Origin of the sequence: Bradyrhizobium sp. CCBAU 51765 (assembly GCF_015291725.1) — a bacterium.
GTDB lineage: Bacteria > Pseudomonadota > Alphaproteobacteria > Rhizobiales > Xanthobacteraceae > Bradyrhizobium > Bradyrhizobium liaoningense.
The window spans coordinates 7,392,155-7,411,957 of the sequence record NZ_CP030038.1 but is presented as its reverse complement, the minus strand read 5'-3'; the positions used below and the strand labels follow the sequence as shown (position 1 = coordinate 7,411,957).

Genomic DNA, 19,803 nt, shown 5'->3' with positions numbered 1-19,803 from the left:
CCTCTTTCTTTCGTGGGCACGCTGCGCTTTGCCCACCCTACGAGACCGTCCTACTGCTTCTCGATCTTCGCGTTGGTGATCAGCTTCTCCCACAGCACCAGCTGCTCGTTCACGAAAGTGCCGAGCTGTTCCGGCGTGCCGGAAAAGGCGTCCATGCCGAGCGTGGCGAGCTTGGCCTTGATCTCCGGAGTCTCGACGATCTTCCTGATCTCGGTGTTGAGCCGGGTCACGATCTCCTTCGGCATGCCGGCCGGCCCGAAATAGCCCTGCCAGGACGAGATGTCGAAGTCGGGCACGCCGGCCTCCTGCATCGAAGGCAGGTGCGGCACCAGCGGCGAGCGGTCCTTGGTGGTGACGGCGAGTGCGCGCAGGGCGTTGCCGTTGACGTGCGGCAGGCCGGTCAGGATGTCCACGAACATCATCGAGACGCGACCGCCCATGACGTCGTTGAGCGCCGGCGGCGAGCTCTTGTAGGGCACGTGCAGGAGGTCGAGCCCGGCATTGTGCGCGAAGGTCGCGCCCGAGACGATCGCCGACGACGAGCCCGATGCGTAGCTCAGCTTGCCCGGATTGGCCTTGCCGTAGGCGACGAGCTCGGCGACGGACTTGGCCGGCACTTCCGGATTGATGACCAGCATGAACGGCAGGTCGCCGGTGCGCGCGATCGGGGTGAAATCCTTGACCGGGTCGTAGGTGAGGCTCTTGAGCAGATAGGGATTGGCTGAATGCGTGGTGTTGGTCGTCACCAGCAGCGTGTAGCCGTCGGGAGCGGCCTTCGCGACATAGGTCGCCGCGAGCATGCCGTTGGCGCCGGCCTTGTTCTCGATCACGATGCCGACGCCGAGCGCCTGCGACAGATGCTGCGAGATCAGACGCGTCGTGGTGTCGGTGCCGCTGCCGGCCGCGAACGGCAGCACCAGCGTGATGTTGCGGCTCGGATAGTTGTCGGCCTGAGCGGTGGATGCCGCAGTGAGGCAAAGTACGGCCGCGCCGACGGTCCGCAGGTTTCGAATCAACGCTGACATCATATTTGGTCGTTCCCTCTTTTTGGTTGGCGGGGAACCTAGCTTCTCTTGGTCAAAATCGGAAGACGTGAGTTTCGTGCCCCGGGCGCAGTGCAGCGCGCCGCCCTTCGCGGCGTGATGCACTGCTGAACCGGGGCCCGTGCCGCGGCACAATGGGTCCCTGTGTCTGGGAAGTCTGGCATGATGATGGTGGGCGGGAAGCCGTTGGGTCCTTGGCGCTTGACGCCGTGAGCCGGCTCGGTCTCCCGCCCGTTCCATCTATCAACCTGAACAGTTGCACGAGGCTGCGTCAACAGACCTCGCATCACAGGGACAGGCACCGTGATCATATCCTCTCGTTGCGTCGGGATCGACATCTCCAAACATCACCTTGATATTTTCGATGAGGCCATCGGCGTAGCGGAACGCATCGCCAACGCGACACAGGCCATCACACAGCTGGTGGCGCGTTGGCGATGCGATGCGCTGATCGTCTTCGAGGCTACGGGGGTCTATGACCTCGAGCTTCGGGAGGCTCTGCATCGGGCCGGCATCCGCTTTGCCCGGATCAATCCGGCCCGTGCCCGCGACTTTGCCCGCGCCAGCGGCCAGCTCGCCAAGACCGATCCGATCGATGCGCGGATGCTGGCGGCCTTTGCCCGCGCCATGAAGCCCGCCACCGAGCAGGCCGCGACGCCTGCTCGCAACACTTTGGCAAGGCTTGCAAAACGGCGGGACCAACTGGTTGCCATGAGGGCCCAGGAAAAGAACCGCCGCAGCGAAGCCGAGGACCGCGCCATGGTGGAACGCATCGCTCGCCTCATCGAGGTCCTCAATGATGAGATCGCCGAAATCGACACTGAGATTCATGCGCTCGTCAAAGCCGAACCGGAGCTTGCCAATGATGCACAGTTGATGCGCTCGGTGCCCGGCGTGGGACCCGTCGCTTGCATGCAACTCCTCACCCAGATGCCCGAACTTGGGCGTCTCGGGCCAAAGGAGGTGGCCGCTCTTGCCGGCCTGGCTCCCTTCAATGTCGATAGCGGGGCTTATCGTGGCAAGCGCAAGATCGGCGGCGGACGAAAGCGCGTCCGCGACGCCCTCTACATGGCTGCTCTCAACGCCGTTCGTCGCGCCGATCACTTCAAAATCTTCTATGACCGGCTCCGTCTGGCCGGCAAACCAGCAAAGCTCGCCCTCATTGCTGTCGCAAGGAAGCTGCTGACCATCCTCAACGCAATGCTGCGCGACCGAAAACCCTATAAAATCGCACCATCAACATAACAGTTGCCGGCTCTGCGATGCAGAGCTTGCGCGCTGCATCTTGTCCGGGACACGAGCGCATCGTCCGTCACGCGGAATTACTTCACCGCGGAGCCCTGGCGCGATGCGATCACGACGCCGGCGAGCACCAGCAGGTAGCCGATCAGGTGAAACGCTTGCAGCTTTTCGCCCAGCAGCAGGATCGCCATCGCCGAGCCGAACACCGGCACCAGATGGAAGAACGGCGCCGCCCGGTTCGGCCCGATCAACGCCACTCCGCGGTTGAAGAAGAGGTAGGCAAGGGTGGAGGGAAAGATCAGGATGTAGCCCAGCGTCGCCAGCGTGATCAGGTCGAACTGCAGCACGCGGCCGCTTGCGGCCTCCCAGATCGCCGTCGGCAGCAGCATCGTTGCGCCGCAGCAGGTGGTGAAGGACAGGAAGGAGAGCTGATGGATCTTCGGCCGCCGCGGGATGAAGGCGGAGTAGATGCCGAACGCCACCAGCGAGGAGGCGAACATGATGTCGCCCCTGTTGAAGCTGATGCTCGTGAGCGCGGCGAGATCGCCGCGAAGGATGATGATCAGTACGCCGAGAAGCGAGATCGCGATGCCGCCGAGCTGCGCGCCCGTCAGCCGCACGCCGAACAGCACCAGCGACCACAGCGCCACGAACAGGGGACCCGCCGACTGGATCAGAAGCGCGTTCAGCGCCTCGGTGTATTGCATCGCCCAGTACGAGATCGCGTTGTTGAAGGCAAAGCCGACCAGCGACAGGAACAGCATCAGCGGCAGGCTCTTGCGCAGGGCAGGCCAGTCGCGCTTCAGATGCGGCCAGGCGAACGGCAACAGGATGAGGAATACGCCGTACCAGCGGATCGTGGTCACCGTCAGCGGCGGCACGTGCGCGCCGACATGGCGTGCGAGCACGATGTTGCCGGCCCAGAACAGCGAGGTCAGGCTGAGCAGCAGATAAGGCTGGTTGTTGAGCCAGCTGGCCGGATTGGAGGCCGGTGGCGCGGGCGAAGCGGTCGTCATTGGCGTTGCATGCGAGCTTGCGCCGGATTGTCGTTGTGACACAAGTCACAGGGCCGCAATGCTACAATGCAGGCATGACCCGAGGAGGTGCCATTGGCGGTCAATATGTTGAACATTGTGGGCCTGGAGCAACTCGATGCGCAGGCGCCGGTGGTGATGCTGAACCTGATGCGTTTCCATGCGCGTTCGCGCGACGGCGACGGGTCCGGCTGGGACGCTTATCTTCGCTACAGCGCGATCACGGTGCCGATGATCAGGGCACGCGGCGGCACGCTGCTCTGGACCGGCGAGGCCAAGGCGGTCGCGCTCGGTCCGCACGACGGCAACGAATGGGACTTTGTGGCGCTGGTCTATTATCCGACGGTCGCGGCCTTCCTCGACATGATGACGTCGGAGGCTTACGAGACGCAGGCCGATCCGCATCGCGTCAACGGCTGCGCCGAGCACGTGATCATCGCGACGAGCGAAGCCTACAGCAAATTCAAGATGAAATAGCGGGGAGCTCTTGCTTACCCTCCCCTGGAGGGGGAGGGTCGCTGCGCATGAAGCGAAGCGCAATGCGGAGCGGGGTGGGGTGATCTCTCCACTCGGGCAGCGCGTCCGCGGAGAGACTGTCACCCCACCCCGTCTCACATTTCGCTTCGCTCAATGTGAGCCGACCCTCCCCCTTCAGGGGAGGATGAAGCGGACAGCGGTGCGCTCTGACAGCTTGCGGCTACGTCGCCTGCTTCCTTGACGCTGCGAACACGCCCGCCAGCACCAGGGCGAAGCCGATGAAGTGGAACGCCTGCGGGTGTTCGCCCAGAAACACCATCGCCATGATCGAGCCGAACACCGGCACGACGTGGAAGAACGGTGCGGTTCGGTTGGCGCCGATCAGGCGCACGCCGCGATTGAAGCAGAGATAGGCGAGCGCGGAGGGGAAAACGGCGACGTAGAACAGCGTCAGCAGGTTCGGCCCGTCGAGCTTCATCACCGGGCGTGCGGACAGTTCCCAGATCTCCAGCGGAATGAGACAGGCGGCGCCGCAGCCGAAGGTGAAGGCGAGGAAGGAGAGGCCGTGCATCGGCGGCCGCTTCAGGGACAGCACCGAATAGAGCGCGAAGATCAGGAGAGCGAGGAGGAAGATCAGGTCGCCCTTGTTGAAGTCGATGTTCGACAGCGTGGTGAAATCGCCGTGCAGCAGGATGGTCAGCACGCCGCACATCGACAGCAGCACACCGAAGGCCTGCGCCGCGGTGAGGCGTATGCCGAGAATGACCAGCGACCACAGCGCCACGAGCAGCGGCGCGGCCGATTGCAGCAGCAGCGTATTGAGCGCCTGGGTATGCTCCAGCGCCCAATATTGCAGCGTGTTGAAGGCACCGATGCCGGTGACCGAGAGCGTGACCATCAGGCCGAGCTTGCCGCGGATCGCCGGCCAGTCCTGCACGAGGTGCTTGAAGGCAAACGGCAGCACCAGCAGGAAGGCGAAGAACCAGCGCAGGAACGACAGCGTGACCGGCGGGATGTGTCCGGCGGCGAGCCGTCCGACGATGGCGTTGCCGGCCCAGCACAGCGCGGTAATGCTGAGCAGCAGATAAGGCTGGTTGGCGATCCAGCTGTGTCCGGATGTTTCCGCGCTCGTGGTGTGGCCGGTGGCGGACATGTGGCTGTTGGGGCCCCGCGTGGAGTACGCCGAAGCCTCCGGCCCGGCGAGACCCGGGCCGGCTGATCACCCGGCGCTGTCCAAAGACACGGAAATCGAGGTTGCATCAATGGGGGGCGGACGCATCGCGACCATGCAGCGGCGAAGGCGGCCTCTCACGCTTTGGTCGAAGCCATCGCGCCGGCCCGGAAGGTTTCTGGATTTTCGGGGGATATCAAAGGCTTGGAGCGCGCGTTGAGCCTGAAAAAAGCCCCGTTCTTGCTTGCCTAGAGGGGCTGCTTCCTTTATCCGGTTGGGCTGCCTCGCGTGCGAACGGCCTCGGCCGGGAATTGGGCTGGGCGCAGGCATGATCCCGGAAAAGTGGATCCCGGTTTTCCGTTCGGATCATGCCACTTACAGAGAAATCTTCGAAGGATTACCCGCGCATGGCCAATGTTGTCGTCGTCGGCGCCCAGTGGGGCGACGAAGGGAAGGGCAAGATCGTCGACTGGTTGTCGGAGCAGGCGGATATCGTCGTCCGCTTCCAGGGCGGTCATAACGCCGGCCACACGCTGGTGATCAACGGCAAGACCTACAAGCTCGCGCTGCTGCCCTCCGGCGTGCTGCGCGAGGGCAAGCTGTCGGTGATCGGCAACGGCGTGGTGTTCGATCCCTCCGCCTTCCTCGACGAGGTCACCAAGCTCAGGGCGCAGGGCGTTGCGATTTCTCCGGACAATCTGCGCGTCGCCGAGAATGTCACGCTGATCCTGCCGCTGCACCGCGAGCTCGATGCGCACCGCGAATCCGCCAGCGCCGCGACCGCGATCGGCACCACCCGCCGCGGCATCGGGCCGGCCTATGAGGACAAGGTCGGCCGCCGCGCCATCCGCCTGATGGACCTCGCCGACCATCAGACGCTGCCGCACAAGATCGACCGCCTGCTGGCGCACCACAACGCGCTGCGCCGCGGCCTCAACCTGCCGGAATTCGACAGTGCGGTGATCCTGAAAGAGCTGATGGCGATGGCGCCGCAGCTGCTGCCCTATGCCGAGACGGTGTGGCGGCTGCTCGACATCAAGCGGCGCGAAGGCAAGCGCATGCTGTTCGAGGGCGCACAAGGCGCGCTGCTCGACGTCGACCACGGCACCTATCCCTACGTCACCTCGTCCAACACGGTGGCGGCGCAGGCCGCGACCGGTGCCGGCCTCGGGCCGGGCGCGGTCGGCTACGTGCTCGGCCTGTGCAAGGCCTACACGACCCGCGTCGGGCAGGGCCCGTTCCCGACCGAGCAGGACAACGAGATCGGCCGCAAGATCGGCGAGCGCGGCCGCGAGTTCGGGACCAATACCGGCCGTCCCCGCCGCTGCGGCTGGTTCGACGCCGTGCTGGTCCGCCAGGCGGTCCGGACCTGCGGCATCAATGGCCTCGCGCTGACCAAGCTCGACATCCTCGACGGCTTCGATTCGATCGAGGTCTGCACCGGCTACAGGCTCGACGGCAAGGAGATCGACCATTTCCCGGCCGGCGAGGGCGCCCAGGCCCGGGTCGAGCCGATCTACGAGACCATCGAGGGCTGGAAGGAGCCGACCGCGAGCGCGCGGTCCTGGGCCGACCTGCCCGCCCAGGCCATCAAATATGTCCGGCGGATTGAGGAATTGGTCGGGTGCCCGGTCGCGCTGCTTTCCACCAGCCCCGAACGCGAAGATACTATCCTCGTGCAAAATCCGTTTGAGGCTTAACGATATCTTACCGGGACGCGCGCATAGTTGAGTAGAAATGGCTGATTACTATCCGCTGATCGCCCGCGCTATTGCCGCCTTGGACCCCAACGCTCCCGGCGAAAGCCGTCGCGCGCTCTATGAGAGGGCGCGCACGGCCCTGATCGCGCAGCTGCGGAGCGTGCAGCCGCCGCTTTCCGAATCCGAGATCACGCGCGAACGGCTGTCGCTGGAAGAGGCCGTTCGCAAGGTCGAATCGGAGGCTGCTCAGCGCGCCCGCGAGGCCTCGCGCCCCGGTGGCGGCGCCCGCTCCAGCAGCAGCGGCGATGCTTTTCGCAGGGCCAGCACCCGCGCCGCCGAAGCCAACGCTCCCGCATCTCAGCCGGCCCCGCCGCGCACGCGACCGGCCCCGACGCCGCCGCGGGCCGATCGTCCGTCAATCAGCGTCGATGAGCAGGGCGACGCCCCGCGTCCGCCGCGCGCTCCCCGTTTCGACGCCCCGCGCCCGCCGGGACCGTCCGTCCCGCCGCCGCCGGAGCCGCCGCCCGCCGGGCGCGATCGCGCCGGTGCGCGCCGTCCGCCCGACGTCGGACCCCCGCCGCCGGCACCGGGCGTGCGCGGCTTCCGCGACATCACGGCCGATGCCAACGATCTCGGCGGCGCTGCCGCGCAGGCCAGCCGCGCCGCGCGCCGCACCTATGCCAACGTGCCCTCGCCCTCGCCGGAATTCGACCGGCTGGAGCCGAGCCTGGAGAACCGCGCCGGCGAGTCCGAGGCGCCCTATTCCTACGACGAAGCGATCGAGGACGCCGAGCGCTACGCGCCGCCGTCGCCGCGTCCGCGCGCCGCGCCCGAGCGCGAGGCCAAGAAGCGCGTCCGCACCGGCTCGGCATTTCCGTTCAAGAGCGCGATCGCCGTCGGCATCGTGCTGATCCTGGTCGGCGCCGGCATCCTCTGGGGCAAGCAGGCCGTTCAGATCGTCAACGGCTTTCTCAAACCGTCCGCGACTCAGGTCGTGGAGACGCCGAGCCCGGCGCAGCCGCAGAGCAAGCCGAAGATCCCGGATCGCGTCGGCCAGCCCTCGGCCAGCGACCAGCCTGTCGCGCCGGTGGCGCAGAAGGTCGTGCTCTATGACGAGGATCCGTCCGACCCGAAGGGCAAGCAATATGTCGGCTCGGTGGTGTGGCGGCTCGAGCCGATCAAGGCCTCGGGCAACCAGAAGGCCGACGTCGCCGTGCGCGCCGACATCGAGATCCCCGACCGCAAGTTCAAGATGACGATGTCGTTCCGCCGCAACACCGACTCCTCGTTGCCGGCGAGCCACACCGCGGAATTGACCTTCATCCTGCCGCCGGATTTTCCGGGTGGCAGTGTCTCCAACGTGCCCGGCATCCTGATGAAGTCGAACGAGCAGGCGCGCGGCACGCCGCTCGCCGGCCTCGCGGTCAAGGTCACCGACGGCTTCTTCCTGGTCGGCCTCTCCAATGTCGATGCCGACCGCGCCCGCAACGTCCAGCTCCTGAAGGAGCGCTCCTGGTTCGACGTGCCCCTGGTCTACGCCAACCAGCGCCGCGCCATCATCGCCATCGAGAAGGGCGCCCCCGGCGAGCGCGCCTTCAACGACGCCTTCGCCCAGTGGGGCGATTGAGGCGCTGCCGTCATTCGGTATGAATGACTACCGCGCCGCCGCTTCGCGCTTGCGCGATGCCGCGGCGGCGGCGTGCTCGCGGTCCATCACGGCGCGGCAGCCGGGGCTGACCTGCGACTTGTTCCTCACCATGCAGGCGGTGATCCGTGGAATGTCCGGGATCTCACTGGAGCACAGCCGCATCGCGTCGCCCGAGCACATCTGCTGCGCTTCTTGCGTGAAGGCGAGGCCAGGTGATGTCTGGAGTGCGAGACTGGTGACGGCGAAAGCGAACAGCGAAACGATCGTCTGATGGCGTGTCATGCGAATGGGTCCCCGATTTCCCTAGGGCTTGAGCCACTTGGTTTTGGGGCGCCGCACGCGGCTTGATCTGCCGTACGTCACAGCCTTCACGTCGGGAACTCTGGTCCCGCATGTGGTCGCTCGATCTCTTGATGCTCGAATCGAAAGTGCTGCGCCGCCCGAGCGAAGTATGCGCCATTGTCACGAGCCTGCAATGGCCGGCGCAAAGGAATTCGCAATTGTTGCGCGCGAGTCACGTCGCGCGCGATCAGATCAGCCGATCGGAGGGTGCGCCCGCTTGTTCCGCATCGCTCACGCCGAGAGCGGCAGCGTGTTCCTCGACGGCGGTGACGCCCTTCGCCGTGAGCTCGAACAGATCACCGTCCTTCATCACGTAGCCGTCGGCGATCAGTTGCCCGACCTTGCCCTGCCGCTCGTCGGCAAAGGCAACGGATTGGCTGATGTCCCGCAGGATCGAGAGTTGTTCGTCGCGCAACATGGCATCACTCTCCGTTCGCGGGATGGGTTCCGATCCTCACATGCCGTGGCTCTGAAAGACCTTGCTGCAAGCGCGCGACAGCTTGGCGCGGTTGGCCTGCAGGCAGCTCTGCACGGCCATGTCGTTGCCGAGCTCCTTGCGGCAGAAGCGCGATGCATCCCGCGAGCAGGCCTTCTGCTCCTGCGGCGTGCCCATATGGCCTTGGGCAAAGGCGGGGACACTCGAGAGGCCGCCCAGGGCCGCCAGCATGATTGTCGCCAGAACGAGTTGAGGGGACATCGGTGGCTCCAATCTGCCAGGGTCAAGTTCAGGTCCAGCATGAACTCGTCGCCTTGCCACTTGTTCCCATCCGGTGGGGGCCCGGCGCCCCGCTGTTCAAGGTTCCCGCTGCGCTGCTATAATATTGGCGAAGGTGAGGGTATTTGATGAAACGCTATCTGGTGTTTGCGCTGGTCGGCCCGTTCGTGGGCGGGTTCCTGCTGCTGCTGACGACGACCTACCAGTCCGGCTATTGGGCCCAGACCAGCCTCGGCGAGGTCGGCAAGCTGTTCGCGGTGTTCTTCAAGACCCTGCAATACAGCTATCTGTTCGGCTTCCTGCCCGCGCTGATGATCGGCGCGGTCGACGACATCCTGATCCATATCCGCCGGATCGGTCCGGGCCTGCGGATGCTTCTGGTCGGCCTGTTCGCCTTCGTCCTGGCGTCGCTCACCTACAGCTCGCGCGGGCCGGATTCGGGCGCGGTGCAGTTCATCCTGTATGGCCTCGTCGGATTCGTGCCGGCGGCGATCTCCTCCTGGCTCGTGCATCGCTATGTCGAGGAGCCGCAGGCAGCGGCGGCGCCGACCTGACGCGCGGCATTCGATCGCGGCAGCAACCTCCGCCGCCGCGGCGCGTTGCCCAGAGACCATGACCATGTCTGACGACGACATCCTTGCTCCTCGCAGATCCCGTACGGGGAGCAGCTCGCGTGCGCCCTTTTCCGGCAAGGAGGCGCGCGGGCCGATCATCGACCAGGAAGGCCACGAGATCAGGCCCGAGAGCCTGGAGCAGGGATTTCGCGAGTTTCGCTTCGAGTTCGGGCAGGCGAGTCCGTTCGGCAACCTGACGCGCGAGCAGCGGATCGCGCGGCTCGAGGCGATCGCGAAGTTGCTCGACGTCGCCTTCATCCTGCCCGGCACCAATATCCGCTACGGCATCGACGGGCTCATCGGCCTGATCCCGGTCGTCGGCGACATCATCACGACCGCGATCTCGCTGTGGCTGGTGCGCGAGGCCCGCGCGCTGGGCGCGCCCTGGCACATCACGGCGCGCATGCTCGGCAATGTCGCGGTCGACGGCGTGGTCGGCCTGGTCCCGTTCGCGGGCGACGCCTTCGACGTCATGTTCCGCGCCAACATGCGCAACGTCCGCCTGCTCCGCCGCTGGCTGGAGAAGCAGCCGCGGATGTGAGGCGTGAAGGATTATGACAGTCGAGCGTCAGGCTCGGTGCACCTGGGAGAACTAAAAAACGCAAAAAGCGCGACGACCTTTCGGCCATCGCGCTTTCTGCGCACATCGTAAGGCTCAGCGAAAAGCTTACGCCGCGTCGGCGTCGGTCTCGGCGGCCGGCGCGGGCTTCGGCCGACGGGGCAGCGGGAAGGCTTCGCTCTCGTACAGCGAGCGGATGCCGTTCTGGTCGAAGCGGGCTTCCTCGACCTGGAGATAGGCGCCGTTCAGAGAATCCGTCGGCAACTGCTCCATCGCGAACTGCACGGCCTCGGCCGCGGTGCCGAACCGGCGATAGGTGAAGCCTGCACGCTTCTTCTTGCGGATCGCGGCGGGAAAGAGTTCGGCGGAGGTGTTGAAGTTGAACGGACGCAGTGGACGCATGGTCAAAGACCTCGTGATCTTCTCTGGGGCTTTAAGCGCGTGGGGTTGGGGAGGGCAGGAGCCGCCAGGCGGGCCCGCCGCATGTCATTCTCGTCCACTAATATAGGCCGATTTGACAGAAATGCGACCCCTGCGACGCGAGATGATGAATCCACGCATGGCAGCTCCGCTGGCGAAATAAACTAAATCATTTCAACAACTTAGCTGGTTTACATCTTGCCAAGAAGCAGCAGCACGATCAGCACCACCAGCACGACCCCGCCGATGCCCATGCCGGAATGGCCCAGACCATAGCCGTAGCCGCCGAACCGGCCGGACAGGCCGCCGAGCAGATAGATGATCACCAGGATGATCAGGATGGTCCCAAGTGTCATGGCATCCTCCCTGGCGGTCGCCGAATGCGCTGATCGGCCGCACCGCCAAGGGAGAAAAGCACATCACACCACCGGGTTCCACCGGGGAACCCGGCGGCGCGCAAGCTTATTTGGGCTCGAGCTTCAGCGCCGCGGAATTGATGCAATAGCGCAAGCCGGTCGGCCCGGGTCCGTCGGGGAAGACATGGCCGAGATGGCCGCTGCATTTGGCGCAGAGCACCTCGGTGCGGACCATGCCGTGACTCGTATCCCGCTCCTCGTCGATATGGCTCTCGACCGCGGGCTGGGTGAAGCTCGGCCAGCCGCAGCCGGAATCGAACTTGGCGTCGGACGCGAACAGCACATTGCCGCAGCCGGCGCAGACATAAGTGCCGGCGCGCTCGTCGTGCTCATATTCGCCCGAGAAGGGTCGCTCGGTCGCCTTTTCGCGCAGCACGGCGTACTGCATCGGCGTCAATTCGCGCCGCCACTGCTCTTCGCTCTTGATGACCTTGTCGTCCGTGATCTTCGTCTTGGTGTCGGGCATGGGTTTCCCGTTTCTTCAATGATCTCGATCAGTTGGTGGCTTTGCTGGCGTTCACCAGCGTCGGCTTTTCAATGTAGTTATCCGCGAACAGCTTTTTCAGGTTCTCGACCTTCGGGATGTCGTTATAGGCGATGTAGGGCTGGTTCGGGTGCAGCGTCAGATAATCCTGGTGATAGGCCTCCGCCGGATAGAATGCCTCCAGCGCGCCGACCTTGGTCACGATCGGCTTGTTGAAGACCTTCGCACTGTTGAGCTGGGCGATATAGGCCTCCGCCACCTTCTTCTGCTCGTCGGACGTGGTGAAGATCGCCGAGCGATATTGCGGGCCGACGTCGGGGCCCTGGCGATTGAGCTGGGTCGGGTCGTGCACCACCGAGAAATAGATCTGCAGGATCTTGCCGTAGGAGATCTTCTTCGGGTCGTACTTGATCTCGACCGATTCCGCGTGGCCGGTGCGGCCGCTCGAGACGGTCTGGTAGTCGGCGGTCGCCTTGGTGCCGCCGGCATAGCCGGAGACCGCGTTGACGACGCCCGCGGTGTGCTGGAAGACGCCCTGCACGCCCCAGAAGCAGCCGCCGGCGACCACGGCGGTCTGGATGCCGCTCGCGGGCGCCGCGTCCAGCGCGGGGGCGGGGATCACGGCCGCCTCCTCCGCGGCCCGGGACGGCATCGTGAAAGCCAGCGTCAGGGCGGTGGTGGCGGCGAGCAGGGAGGCGATGGCGGTTCGGCGCATGGCAATCCTCTTTCGGAAGGGCTGACAGTCTAGGGCGGCCGGGACCAGGCGAACAGCCTGCCCGGCCGCGTTTTCGTACCATCCGAGATACGGACGCAGCCGCCGATTGTTACGTCCGGGCGGACACGAGATCGTGACGGCGCGCTCGCCCGCTCACGCCAGCGAATTGAACCAGTCGAACGCCGTCGACTGTCCGTTCAGGACGTCCGCCTCGCCATAGAGGCTCGACAGGAACGTGCTGCGATGGCTTGCGCCCTTGACCGGAACGCCCTCCGCGAAATGTCCGCCGGCGGCGATTGCGGGCCGCACCAGGCGTGGATGCAAAGCCTCGTCGGCCAGCCCGTAGTAGAATCTGGTCGGGGAATCATAATCCCAGAAGGTCGCGCCGTTGGCGCCGAGGCGGCGCTGGAGGGCGCTGTTCGTATCGCTGGTGAAGCGATCGAAGAAGCCATCGACGAGGAAATCGCCGGCGGGAGGAATGCTCTTCGCGATCTCGCCCTCGAGGCTGTAATCGGACCAGTACGTCTCCGCGAACGCCTGATATTGCGGTTTGATCGCCGTCTTGAACAAGCCGTTCAGCCCGTAATAGCGCCGATAGCTGCCGAGCAGGACGATCATGCAAGGCGTGATCCAGGCTGGCGGCATCGGATACGAGCTGTCCGAGGCCGGAATAAAAGCCGCGGGGTTCGCCCAGTAGTGAAAGCTCTCGGCGAGATTGTTGAACGGACTTTCTGCCGCAGCCGCCCGCACCTTGATGCCGCGGCGCTGCATCTCCTGCTTCAGCCACTGCGTGTTCAGGGCGCCCTGCGACCAACCGTTCAGGAACAGGGATGATTGGCGCAGACCGAGCTTGCGCAGTTCGAGCAGCCCCGCCTTCAGGATGTCGAGGCAGCATTGTACGGTCGCGCCCTTCACGGCATAGGCTTCGTTCCGACCATTGCGATAGGGGCCCTTGCCGACATAGTCGGCCGCGACGACGGCATAGCCGTTGCCGGCGAAGCGCTGCACGTTGAACAAGGTCTCGATCGAATCGACATTGTCGCGCAGCTCGTATGTCTCGTCCTCCAGCCGCAGCAGGTTCGAGGGGACCTGGTCGAACGACAGGATCGTGCCATGCTGCCATGACAACAGCGGCAAGGCGCCGCGCGCGCCGGCCGGCACCGCAAGCAGGCCGCTGACCTTGACGCGTTCGCCCGTTTCGGGGATGCGCGTGAAGGTGACGATGCGCCTCAACTCCACGTCATGGCGCGCGGCAAATTTGTCGGGGAAGGCGGCCGGCAGGATGTTGCCCTCGTTGAAGACGGCATAGAACTTCGCGGCCAGCGTATTGAGCCGTTGCTTCGATATGCGCACCGGTCCGCTCGGCGCCGCAAGGGCAATCCCTGGAGCAGTGATCGACAGCGCGAGCGAACCGGCTGCCGCGCTCGCCGATTTCAGGAAGTCCCGGCGGCTCGCAGCGAGACTATCGAGAACGGTTTCGGGATGCTCGGGCTTTGTTGCACGCGCCGTCATTCGCTCCACTCCAATGCGGTCTTCGTAGGGATTCATCGCAAAGCCTAGCGGGCAGTGAATGCATCTCGGTGAAGCCGCTCACCCGGAGATTGGCGAGTTCTACACCACCACGCTGAGCCGCTTCGCAGCCCGCGTGATGCCGGTATAGAGCCACCGCGCCCTGGACTCCTGAAACGCAAAGCTCTCGTCGAACAGCACGACATCGTCCCATTGCGAGCCCTGCGACTTGTGCACGGTCAGCACGTAGCCGTAGTCGAACTCGTCATAGGGCTTGCGCTGCTCCCAGCCGATCTGCTCGATGCCGCCCTCGAAGCAGTCGGCGCGCACCGAGACCTTCGTCACCTTGTGGCCGAAATCCTCGTCCGGCGAGAGCCGCATGCTGAGAATGCGCGATTTCGAGCGCGAGGTGTTGCGCGACTTCACGCGCCACAGGCCGCCGTTGAACAGACCTTTCTTGCGGTTGTTGCGCAGGCACACCAGCTTGTCGCCGGCGACGGGAAAGGCGTCCTCGATGTTCTGGCGCTGGCGCACCCGCATGTTGTAGGCGCGCCGGGTGTTGTTGCGCCCGACCAGGATCTGGTCGGCGCCCATGACGCGATCGGGGTCGAGCTCCTTCCGCGACACCACCTCGCTCTCGCCGTAGCGGCCGATGTCGAGCTCGCGGCCCTCGCGGACGTCCATCGACATCCGCACGATCGGATCGTCCTGGGCCTGGCGGTGCACCTCGGTCAGCATCGCGTCCGGTGTGGTGTTGGTGAAGAAGCCGCCGCCCTGGATCGGCGGCAGCTGCGCGGGATCGCCGAGCACGAGGAGAGGACAGTCGAACGACATCAGGTCGCGCCCCAATTCGGCATCGACCATCGAGCATTCGTCGATCACGATCAGCTTCGCCTTCGATGCCGGCGCATCGTCCCACAATTCGAAGCTCGGCTGCTCCTCGCCGGATTCGCGGGCGCGGTAGATCAGCGAATGGATGGTGGACGCGTCGTCGCAGCCCTTGTTGCGCATCACCAGCGCGGCCTTGCCGGTGAAGGCGGCGAACTTCACCTCGCCGTCAACGCCGTCGGCGATGTGCCGCGCCAGCGTGGTCTTGCCGGTGCCGGCAAAGCCGAACAGGCGGAATACCGGCGGCGTGCCGCCCCGGCCCGGCTTGGCCTTGAGCCAGTCGCCAACGGCCTTGAGCGCGGCATCCTGATGCGGGGTGAAAGTGGCCATCTCTGTCTTGAGGAGGGGCGAAAGAGGCGATTCGCGACCCGCCAAAACTAACCATTCGCACCAAGGGTTCAAGCGCGGGGCGATCGCATTTCAAGGCTGTTCTCGCGGCCATCCTTCGAGACGCCCGCCTTTGGCGGGCCCTCAGGATGAGGGCGGAGTGCGCGGCGGCAGTTTCGGCCGGCGAGATGCCGCTCAGCCTCATCCTGAGGAGGCTGCGAAGCAGCCGTCTCGAAGGACGAGGCGTTCACTCAGGCGCCGCCTACTGCCACCCCGGCACGCCGCGCATGTCGGGCAGCTGGTGGGCGATGCCCTTGTGGCAGTCGATGCAGGTCTTTTCCTTGGTGAACAGGAAGCGCTGGTGCGCCACCGAGGCCCGCGGCGACTGCTTGGTGATGTCCATGGAATCGGCGCTGTGGCAGTTGCGGCATTCCAGCGAATCGTTGGCCTTGAAGCGCGCCCATTCGTGCGCCGCCAATTCGAGGCGGTGATCCTGAAATTTCTCCCTCGTGTCGATCGTGCCGAAGATCTTGCCCCAGACCTCCTTGGAGGCCTGCATCTTGCGTGCGATCTTGTCGGTCCAGTTGTGCGGCACGTGGCAGTCCGGGCAGGTCGCGCGCACGCCGGAGCGGTTGGAGAAGTGGATGGTCGACTTCAGCTCGGCGTAGACGTTGTCCTTCATCTCGTGACAGCCGGTGCAGAACTTCTCGGTGTTGGTCAATTCCAGCGCGGTGTTGAAGCCGCCCCAGAAGATCACGCCGGCGACGAAGCCGGCGAGCACCAGGGTGCCGAGAGCGAACACCGAGCTCGGCCGGGTCAGCACCTGCCAGAGCTCGCGGGCGAAAACCCAGCACCGCGCGATGAAGCCGCGTTTGACCTCGGGCTCGTCAGCGGTCGTCGTCATCGGCGGCCACCCGGGCTTGCGCGCGACAGCAGCGTGTCGATGTCGATGAAATCGTTGCTGATGGGCGGGTTGGCGGTGTTCTGCGGCACGTGGCATTCCGTGCAGAAGAAGCGTCGCGGCGAGACCGAGCCCAGGAACTGGCCGTCGCGGTCCATGAAATGCGTGATCGACACCATCGGCGCCTGCGACTCGGCCGTGCGCGCCCGCGCATGGCAGGACAGGCATTTGTTGCCGTTGAGATCGACCTGGTAGCCGTCGATACTGTGCGGGATGACAGGCGGCTGCTCCGGATAGTTGCGCACCTCCCTCTCGGAGGTGTTGCGGTTCGGCAGCATCGGCGGCGCCGGGCCCTCGTCGTTGAGCGGGGTCGGGCCGCGCAGGCCTGACGTCACCGTCTGCGCGGTGAGCGAGCTCGTGCCCGCTGCGATCGCGAAGGCGAGCAGGGCGATTGCGGATCGTTTCATCATGACATGTTCACCCGCTCGATGCGCACGGCGCATTTCTTGAAATCGGTTTGCAGCGAGATCGGATCGGTGGCGTCCAGCGTCACCTTGTTGATCAGCTTGGATTCGTCGAACCACGGCACGAACACGAGGCCGCGCGGCGGCCGATCGCGGCCGCGGGTCTCGACGCGGGCGCGGATGAAGCCGCGGCGGGAGACCACCTTCACCTCATCCCCGCGGCGGAGCTTGGCCTCCTGCGCATCGTCCGGATGCATGAAGCAGACGGCCTCGGGGAAGGCCTTGTAGAGCTCGGGCACGCGGCGCGTCATGGTGCCGGAATGCCAGTGCTCCAGCACGCGGCCGGTCGAGAGCCAGTAGGGATATTCGCTGTCGGGCGATTCCGCCGGCGGCTCGTAAGGCAGCGCGAAGATGCGCGCCTTGCCGTCGGGATGGCCGTAGAACTGCACGTCGGTGCCCTGCTTGACATAGGGGTCGCTGCCCTCGCGGAAACGCCACCTCGTCTCCTGGCCGTTGACCACCGGCCAGCGCAGGCCGCGCTCCCGGTGATAGGTGTCGAACGGCGCGAGGTCGTGGCCATGGCCGCGGCCGAATTGGGCATATTCCTCGAACAGGCCCTTGTGCACGTAGAAGCCGAACGCCTTGGACTCGTCGTTGAGATAGCCCGGCTCGATCTCGGTGACGGGGAATTTGTCGACCTGGCCGTTCCTGTAGAGCACGTCGAATAGCGTCTTGCCGCGAACGTCGGGCTTCTTGACGATCAGCTCCTCAGGCCAGACCTCCTCGATCTTGAAGCGCTTCGAAAACTCCATCAGCTGCCAGAGATCGGACTTCGATTCGCCGGGCGCCGAGACGAGCTGATGCCAGAACTGGGTGCGCCGCTCGGCATTGCCATAGGCGCCTTCCTTCTCCACCCACATCGCGGTCGGCAGGATCAGATCGGCGGCGAGCGCGGTCACCGAGGGATAGGCGTCCGAGACCACGATGAAATTGTCGGGGTTGCGGAAGCCCGGATAGGTCTCCTCGTTGATGTTGGGGCCGGCCTGGAGGTTGTTGTTGACCTGCACCCAATAGGCGTTGATCAGGCCGTCCTTCAGCATCCGGCTTTGCAGCACGGCATGTGCGCCTGGTTTGTCGGGAATGGTGCCTTCGGGCAGCCGCCAGATGTGCTCGGCGTGATCGCGATGCGCCTTGTTGGTCACGACCATGTCGGCGGGCAGGCGGTGCGAGAAGGTGCCGACCTCGCGCGCGGTGCCGCAGGCCGAAGGCTGGCCGGTCAGCGAGAACGGGCTGTTGCCGGGCGCGGAGATCTTCCCGGTCAGAAGATGGATGTTGTAGACGAGGTTGTTGCACCAGACGCCGCGGGTGTGCTGGTTGAAACCCATGGTCCAGAACGAGACCACTTTTGTTTTCGGATCGGCATAGAGCTCGGCGAGCGCTTCGAGACGGTTGAGCGGCACGCCCGACATTTCGGCGGCCTTCTCCAGCGTGTACTCGGACACGAACTTGACGAATTCGTCATAGCTCATGTCGGTGGCGTCGTTGGGCTTCGCTGCGCCGGTCGCCTTCTTCTGCAGCGGATGCTCGGGCCGCAGGCCGTAGCCGATGTCGGTCTGGCCGCGCTTGAACACGGTATGCGCGGCGACGAAATCCTTGTTGACGCGGCCGGTCTTGATGATGTGGTTGGCGATGGCGTTGAGGATGTAGAGATCGGTCTGCGGCTTGAACACCATGCCGATGTCGGCGAGGTCGAACGAGCGATGCTCGAAGGTCGAGAGCACGGCGACGCGGACATGCGGCGCGGAGAGCCGGCGGTCGGCCAGGCGCGTCCACAGGATCGGGTGCATCTCCGCCATGTTGGAGCCCCACAGCACGAAAGCGTCGGTGGCCTCGATGTCGTCGTAGCAGCCGGGGGGCTCGTCGATGCCGAAGGTGCGCATCATGCCGGCGACCGCCGAGGCCATGCAGTGCCGTGCATTGGGATCGATGTTGTTGGTGCGGAAGCCGGCCTTGAACAGTTTCGAGGCGGCATAGCCTTCCCAGATCGTCCACTGGCCGGAGCCGAACATGGCGACGCCGTTCGGGCCGCGCTTCTTGATCGCCTCCTTCCACTTCAGCTCCATGATGTCGAAGGCTTCGGTCCAGGTGACGGGCGTGAACTCGCCGTTTTTGTCGTACCTGCCGTTCGTCTTGCGCAGCAGCGGCTGCGTCAGGCGGTCGTGGCCGTACATGATCTTGGAGAGAAAGTAGCCCTTGACGCAGTTGAGGCCGCGATTGACCTCGGACTTGATGTCGCCATGGGTGGCGACGACGCGGTTGTCCTTGGTCGCGACCATCACCGAGCAGCCGGTGCCGCAGAAGCGGCACGCGGCTTTGTCCCATTTCAGTTCGGTGGCCTGGCGTTCGGCGACGAGATTGGCGGCAAGCGCCGGCACCGGCATGCCTGCGGCGGCCGCTGCGATCGCGGCTGCCTCGAGCTTCAGCATCTGGCGGCGGTCGAGCTTGGGCGATGTCATGATGGCTCTTCCTGACTCAGGCGGTTTCGATGGCGTGGAAGACGAGCGCTGCGGAATAGACGTTTGGCAGCGACTGGATGGTGTTGAGCAGGGTGCCGAGGCTGCCGGCATCGGGCGCTTCGGTCACGACGACGAGCTTGCCGCGCGGATCGCGGCCGTGGATCTCGCAGCCGGGCAGCGCGGTGATCTCGGCTTCGAGCTCGGCGAGACGTTCGGGCCGCGCCTGCACCAGGATGCTGGCGATCTCGGCGCCTGGCGGCGCGATGATGCGATCGGCGCTGAGCACCCGGCCGGTGATCAAGGCACGGCGGTTGAGTGTGGCTCTGTTGTGGGCGGCTTGGGCCATGATGCCTGTCTTTCGCTGGAAGGGAATCAATGCGGGGCGGCCGGCGGGCCGGGAGGCCCGGCGAACATCTGGTAGATCCAGACGCCCAGGCCGTAGGAGCCGACCGTTCCGACCGCGAGGACGGGCATCACGACCGCGGTCAGGAACAGGAAGGCGAAAATCTCCATGCGCTTGCGGCGCACGCGCGAAGTCGCGTCGTCTGGGGCCGACATATTCGGTCTCATCTGAATGTGGGGAATCGGGACGGCATCCGGGCCGTTGCCTTGCTGCAC

Annotated in this window: 23 protein-coding genes; 6 read left to right on the top strand and 17 right to left on the bottom strand. The window is 65.2% G+C overall.

The window, feature by feature from the left end:
• Positions 1–50: 50 nt before the first annotated feature.
• Positions 51–1,028, bottom strand: a complete 978-nt coding sequence (locus tag XH96_RS34335) for a tripartite tricarboxylate transporter substrate binding protein (protein WP_194389767.1) — start codon at positions 1,026–1,028, stop codon at positions 51–53.
• A 318-nt stretch (positions 1,029–1,346) separates the two neighbouring features.
• On the opposite strand from XH96_RS34335, the gene XH96_RS34330 reads away from it, so the two are divergent.
• Positions 1,347–2,288, top strand: a complete 942-nt coding sequence (locus tag XH96_RS34330) for a transposase (protein WP_194389766.1) — start codon at positions 1,347–1,349, stop codon at positions 2,286–2,288.
• A gap of 77 nt (positions 2,289–2,365) precedes the next feature.
• On the opposite strand, the gene XH96_RS34325 is transcribed toward XH96_RS34330, so the two are convergent.
• Positions 2,366–3,301, bottom strand: a complete 936-nt coding sequence (locus XH96_RS34325) for a DMT family transporter (RefSeq protein ID WP_194389765.1) — start codon at positions 3,299–3,301, stop codon at positions 2,366–2,368.
• 105 nt (positions 3,302–3,406) lie between these two features.
• Here XH96_RS34325 and XH96_RS34320 point away from each other — a divergent pair, with 105 nt between their 5' ends.
• The gene (locus XH96_RS34320; RefSeq protein WP_194389764.1) at positions 3,407–3,796 is read left to right on the top strand and encodes a DUF1330 domain-containing protein; all 390 of its coding nucleotides are present in this window, start codon (positions 3,407–3,409) and stop codon (positions 3,794–3,796) included.
• Between the two features lie 220 nt (positions 3,797–4,016).
• Here the strand turns inward: XH96_RS34320 and XH96_RS34315 are convergent, their stop codons facing one another.
• Positions 4,017–4,949 carry a DMT family transporter gene (locus XH96_RS34315; protein WP_194389763.1) on the bottom strand — a complete coding sequence of 311 codons (933 nt, stop codon included), beginning with the start codon at positions 4,947–4,949 and terminating at the stop codon, positions 4,017–4,019.
• A gap of 425 nt (positions 4,950–5,374) precedes the next feature.
• Here XH96_RS34315 and XH96_RS34310 point away from each other — a divergent pair, with 425 nt between their 5' ends.
• On the top strand, positions 5,375–6,667 hold the full coding sequence (locus XH96_RS34310) for an adenylosuccinate synthase (protein WP_194389762.1): 1,293 nt from the start codon (positions 5,375–5,377) through the stop codon (positions 6,665–6,667).
• A gap of 37 nt (positions 6,668–6,704) precedes the next feature.
• Positions 6,705–8,294, top strand: a complete 1,590-nt coding sequence (locus XH96_RS34305; RefSeq protein ID WP_194389761.1) for a hypothetical protein — start codon at positions 6,705–6,707, stop codon at positions 8,292–8,294.
• 27 nt (positions 8,295–8,321) lie between these two features.
• Here the strand turns inward: XH96_RS34305 and XH96_RS34300 are convergent, their stop codons facing one another.
• The 3 genes from XH96_RS34300 to XH96_RS34290 form a co-directional block, all read right to left on the bottom strand.
• A complete protein-coding gene (locus XH96_RS34300; protein WP_246789876.1) occupies positions 8,322–8,597 on the bottom strand; it encodes a hypothetical protein in 276 nt (91 codons plus the stop codon).
• Between the two features lie 247 nt (positions 8,598–8,844).
• Positions 8,845–9,075 carry a hypothetical protein gene (locus XH96_RS34295; protein WP_194389760.1) on the bottom strand — a complete coding sequence of 77 codons (231 nt, stop codon included), beginning with the start codon at positions 9,073–9,075 and terminating at the stop codon, positions 8,845–8,847.
• Between the two features lie 36 nt (positions 9,076–9,111).
• Positions 9,112–9,324, bottom strand: a complete 213-nt coding sequence (locus XH96_RS34290) for a hypothetical protein (protein ID WP_371740192.1) — start codon at positions 9,322–9,324, stop codon at positions 9,112–9,114.
• A gap of 176 nt (positions 9,325–9,500) precedes the next feature.
• Between XH96_RS34290 and XH96_RS34285 the strand changes: the two genes are divergently transcribed.
• Together XH96_RS34285 and XH96_RS34280 are read left to right on the top strand one after the other, a co-directional pair.
• Complete coding sequence (locus XH96_RS34285) at positions 9,501–9,926, top strand: DUF5413 family protein (protein WP_061880775.1); 426 nt, start codon at positions 9,501–9,503, stop codon at positions 9,924–9,926.
• A 58-nt stretch (positions 9,927–9,984) separates the two neighbouring features.
• Positions 9,985–10,527 (top strand): DUF4112 domain-containing protein, encoded by a 543-nt coding sequence (locus XH96_RS34280; protein WP_194389758.1) that lies wholly within the window; start codon positions 9,985–9,987, stop codon positions 10,525–10,527.
• 126 nt (positions 10,528–10,653) lie between these two features.
• On the opposite strand, the gene XH96_RS34275 is transcribed toward XH96_RS34280, so the two are convergent.
• The 11 genes from XH96_RS34275 to napE form a co-directional block, all read right to left on the bottom strand.
• On the bottom strand, positions 10,654–10,947 hold the full coding sequence (locus XH96_RS34275) for a hypothetical protein (protein WP_027560969.1): 294 nt from the start codon (positions 10,945–10,947) through the stop codon (positions 10,654–10,656).
• Between the two features lie 209 nt (positions 10,948–11,156).
• Entirely contained in the window at positions 11,157–11,321 is a 165-nt protein-coding gene (locus XH96_RS34270) for a DUF3309 family protein (protein WP_035677634.1), read from the bottom strand.
• Between the two features lie 106 nt (positions 11,322–11,427).
• Entirely contained in the window at positions 11,428–11,847 is a 420-nt protein-coding gene (msrB, locus tag XH96_RS34265; protein ID WP_194389757.1) for a peptide-methionine (R)-S-oxide reductase MsrB, read from the bottom strand.
• 28 nt (positions 11,848–11,875) lie between these two features.
• Positions 11,876–12,580, bottom strand: a complete 705-nt coding sequence (gene msrA / locus XH96_RS34260) for a peptide-methionine (S)-S-oxide reductase MsrA (protein WP_194389756.1) — start codon at positions 12,578–12,580, stop codon at positions 11,876–11,878.
• Positions 12,581–12,733: 153 nt separating this feature from the next.
• Positions 12,734–14,092, bottom strand: coding sequence for a S9 family peptidase (locus XH96_RS34255; RefSeq protein WP_246789875.1), 1,359 nt, complete (start codon positions 14,090–14,092; stop codon positions 12,734–12,736).
• A 99-nt stretch (positions 14,093–14,191) separates the two neighbouring features.
• Entirely contained in the window at positions 14,192–15,307 is a 1,116-nt protein-coding gene (locus XH96_RS34250) for an ATP-dependent RecD-like DNA helicase (protein WP_194389754.1), read from the bottom strand.
• Between the two features lie 259 nt (positions 15,308–15,566).
• Positions 15,567–16,208, bottom strand: coding sequence for a NapC/NirT family cytochrome c (locus XH96_RS34245; RefSeq protein ID WP_210337824.1), 642 nt, complete (start codon positions 16,206–16,208; stop codon positions 15,567–15,569).
• On the bottom strand, positions 16,205–16,675 hold the full coding sequence (locus tag XH96_RS34240) for a nitrate reductase cytochrome c-type subunit (RefSeq protein WP_194389753.1): 471 nt from the start codon (positions 16,673–16,675) through the stop codon (positions 16,205–16,207). Before XH96_RS34240 ends, XH96_RS34245 begins: the two co-directional genes overlap by 4 nt.
• The gene (napA, locus tag XH96_RS34235; RefSeq protein ID WP_194389752.1) at positions 16,672–19,185 is read right to left on the bottom strand and encodes a nitrate reductase catalytic subunit NapA; all 2,514 of its coding nucleotides are present in this window, start codon (positions 19,183–19,185) and stop codon (positions 16,672–16,674) included. The genes XH96_RS34240 and napA overlap by 4 nt, the downstream gene beginning before the upstream one ends.
• Before the next feature lie 16 nt (positions 19,186–19,201).
• The gene (locus tag XH96_RS34230) at positions 19,202–19,531 is read right to left on the bottom strand and encodes a chaperone NapD (RefSeq protein WP_194389751.1); all 330 of its coding nucleotides are present in this window, start codon (positions 19,529–19,531) and stop codon (positions 19,202–19,204) included.
• A gap of 26 nt (positions 19,532–19,557) precedes the next feature.
• Complete coding sequence (gene napE, locus XH96_RS34225) at positions 19,558–19,743, bottom strand: periplasmic nitrate reductase, NapE protein (RefSeq protein ID WP_194389750.1); 186 nt, start codon at positions 19,741–19,743, stop codon at positions 19,558–19,560.
• Between the last annotated feature and the right edge of the window lie 60 nt (positions 19,744–19,803).